Annotated in this window: 2 protein-coding genes and 1 pseudogene; all 3 read right to left on the minus strand. The window is 74.5% G+C overall.

The window, feature by feature from the left end; genetic code table 11:
* Positions 1-356 precede the first annotated feature (356 nt).
* Complete coding sequence (gene cobA, locus AB0M52_RS32795) at positions 357-1652, minus strand: uroporphyrinogen-III C-methyltransferase (protein ID WP_363961698.1); 1296 nt, start codon at positions 1650-1652, stop codon at positions 357-359.
* 67 nt (positions 1653-1719) lie between these two features.
* Positions 1720-2817 (minus strand): nicotinate-nucleotide--dimethylbenzimidazole phosphoribosyltransferase, encoded by a 1098-nt coding sequence (gene cobT, locus AB0M52_RS32800; RefSeq protein ID WP_363961700.1) that lies wholly within the window; start codon positions 2815-2817, stop codon positions 1720-1722.
* Positions 2817-3004, minus strand: a pseudogene (locus tag AB0M52_RS32805) (aminotransferase); the annotation flags it as partial. The pseudogene AB0M52_RS32805 and the gene cobT, both read right to left, overlap by 1 nt.

Below are 3004 nucleotides of genomic sequence, written 5' to 3' on the forward strand. Positions count from 1 at the left end.
GAGTACTCGACCACGGCGTTCCTGAAGGGTCTGAAGCAGGTCGACGGTTGGAAGGACATGCCGCTGACCGCCGCCGCGCAGAAGGTTCAGGTGTCGGCGTACCCGGATCACTACGCCCAGTGGGAGCAGCAGGCCGCTGACCTGGTCGCCCAGCACTGGAACAGCTGACACACATACACAACCGACTGGCCGGCACCCCGATGGGGTGCCGGCCAGTCGGCGTCTGCGCCACCAAACTGTGAATCTTGGACAGTTACCGTCACGCGCTAACGGCAACTGTCCAAGATCTGAGCCTTCTGCCTTCCCGAAGGTCGCGACCTACGGCACTCTGCCACGCGCGAACCACAACGCGCCGGTCAGCGTGCCCCCGGCTCTATCGGGTCGAGCGGGTCGGGCGGGTCGGGCGGGTCGGGCGGGTTGAGCGCGGCGACCACGTCGCCCACCACCACGACCGCTGGTGGGCGCAGGCCGGCGGTGGCCACGTCGGTGGCCACCGCGCCGAGCGTCGAACGGATGATCCGCTGGGCGCCGGTGGTGGCCTCCTGGACCACGGCCGCCGGGGTGTCGGCCGGCCGGCCGTGGTCGAGCAGCGTGGCCGTGATCGCCGGCAGGTTCTTCAGGCCCATCAGGATCACCAGCGTGCCGCGCAGCCCGGCCAGCGCGTCCCAGCGGACCAGCGAGGCCGGCGAGTCGGGCGCGACGTGCCCGGACACCACGGTGAACTCGTGCGCCACCGCCCGGTGGGTGACCGGGATGCCGGCCGCCGCCGGGGCAGCGATCGAGCTGGTCACGCCGGATACCACGGTGACCGGCACCCCGGCCGCCGCACAGGCCAGCAGTTCCTCCCCGCCCCGGCCGAAGACGTACGGGTCGCCGCCCTTGAGCCGTACCACAAAGGCACCGGCCAACGCCCGGTCGACCAGGATCCGGTTGATCTCCTCCTGGGCCCGGGACGGGCCGTACGGGATCTTGGAGGCGTCCACCAGCTCCACGCCGGCGCGCAGCTCGTCGAGCAGCAGGCCGGGCACCAGCCGATCGGCGACCACGACGTCGGCCTCGGTGAGCAGCCGCCAACCCTTGACGGTGATCAGTTCCGGATCCCCTGGACCGGCCCCGACCAGGGCCACCCGGCCGGTTCCGCCGGTCGGGGTGTTAACAGGGGGCCCCTCCTCTACGGAATCCGTTAACAAGGGGCCCTTCCTTGCCTGCAACAGGGTGCGGACGGCGTCCCGGACGGTCATCGCTCGGCGGGGGTCGCCACCGCCGAGCACCGCCACGGTGACCGGGCCGTGCCGGGTCACCGCCGGCGTCCAGGCCGAGGCGGCCTCCCGGTCGTCGGCGCGTACGCAGAAGATGCGCCGTTCGGTGGCGGCCTCGCTGACCGAGGCCGCGGCGGCCGGGTCGTCGACGGCGACGTGCACCAGCCAGGCGCCGTCGAGATCGTCGGGGGCGAACCGGCGCGGCACCCAGCGCAGCCGCCCGGCGTCGGCGTGGGCGCGCAGCGCCGGGGTGAGTTCCGGCGCGACCAGCAGCACGTCCGCGCCCGCGTCGAGCAGCGCGGGCACCCGCCGGGTGGCGACCGCTCCCCCGCCCACCACGACGACCCGCCGACCGGCCAACCGGAGCCCGAGAGGGTACGGGTTGACACTCACGCCGGCACTCCGCTTCGCTCCGTGCCGCCGCGAGGCACCACCGCACTGAGCCTGATGGTTCGCTCGCTCACTTCTCGGCCACCCCGGCGGAGTCGAAGGTGGCCACCTCGTGCAGCACCCGGACCGCGCCGGTGACCACGGGCAGGGCCAGCAGCGCGCCGGTGCCCTCGCCCAGCCGCAGCCCGAGGTCGATCAGCGGGGTGAGGCCGAGCCGGCGCAGCGCGATCGTGGCACCGGGCTCGGCCGAGCGGTGACCGGCGACCATCGCGCCGACCGCGTCCGGGGCGAAGGCCGCCGCGGCGAGCGCGGCGGAAACCGCGATCACCCCGTCCAGCAGCACCGGTACGCGGCGCGCGGCGGCGCCGAGGACGAGGCCGGTGAGCGCGGCGTGCTCCAACCCGCCGACAGCGGCCAGCACCCCGAGCGGGTCCCCCGGGTCGGGGGTGTGCCGGCGCAGCGCGGCCCGCACCACTTCGATCTTGTGCTGGTACATCGGGTCGTCGACGCCGGTACCCCGACCGGTCGCCTCGGCGGCGTCGACCCCGGCGAACGCGGCGATCAGTGCGGCGGCCGGGGTGGTGTTGGCGATGCCCATGTCGCCGGTGAGCAGGATGCCCGCCCCGGCGTCGACCAGCTCCCCGGCGATCCGGATGCCGACCTCCACCGCCGCCCGCGCCTCGTCACGGGTCAGCGCGGCGGTGACGGTCATGTCCCGGGTGCCACGGCGGACGGTTGCGTCGACCAGCCGGGGCACCTCGGTGCCGCCCGCGCTGGCCGAATCGGCCGGGTCGTCCGGTTCCGGGGCGGGCAGCGGGCTGGCCACCCCGACGTCGACCACGGTCACCGCGGCGCCGGCCTGCCGGGCGAACGCGTTGACCACCGCGCCGCCGGCCAGGAAGTTGCCGACCATCTGGGCGGTGACCTCCTGCGGCCAGGGGGTCACCCGCTGGGCGTGCACGCCGTGGTCCCCGGCGAAGATCGCCACGGCCGCCGGGGCGGGCAGCGGCGGAGGGCACGCGCTGGCCAGGCCGGCGAGGCGTACGGACAGCTCCTCCAGAGCGCCCAGCGAGCCGGCCGGCTTGGTCAGCCGGGCCTGCAACTGCCGGGCCGCGGTCATCGCCGACTCGTCGAGCGGGCCGATCCCCGCGATCGTGGTTTCCAGCATCATGCCTCCAGGATCTCCGCCAGCACCTCGATGAACGCGTCGGTGGTCGCCCGGTCCCGCACCGCGATCCGCAGCCAGTCTGGACCGAGCCCCGGGAAGGTGTCGCCCCGGCGTACCGCCCAGCCGCGTTGGCGCAGCTCGGTCCGTATCCGGTCGGCTCCGGGCCGGTGGACCAGCACGAAGGCGC

This window comes from Micromonospora sp. NPDC051296 (assembly GCF_040682255.1).
Taxonomy (GTDB): domain Bacteria; phylum Actinomycetota; class Actinomycetes; order Mycobacteriales; family Micromonosporaceae; genus Micromonospora; species Micromonospora craterilacus.

What these genes read in the sequence shown, in the direction of transcription:
- cobT (WP_363961700.1), bottom strand. Translation starts at nt 2,817, where the DNA reads ATGCTGGAAACCACGATCGCGGGGATCGGCCCGCTCGACGAGTCGGCG.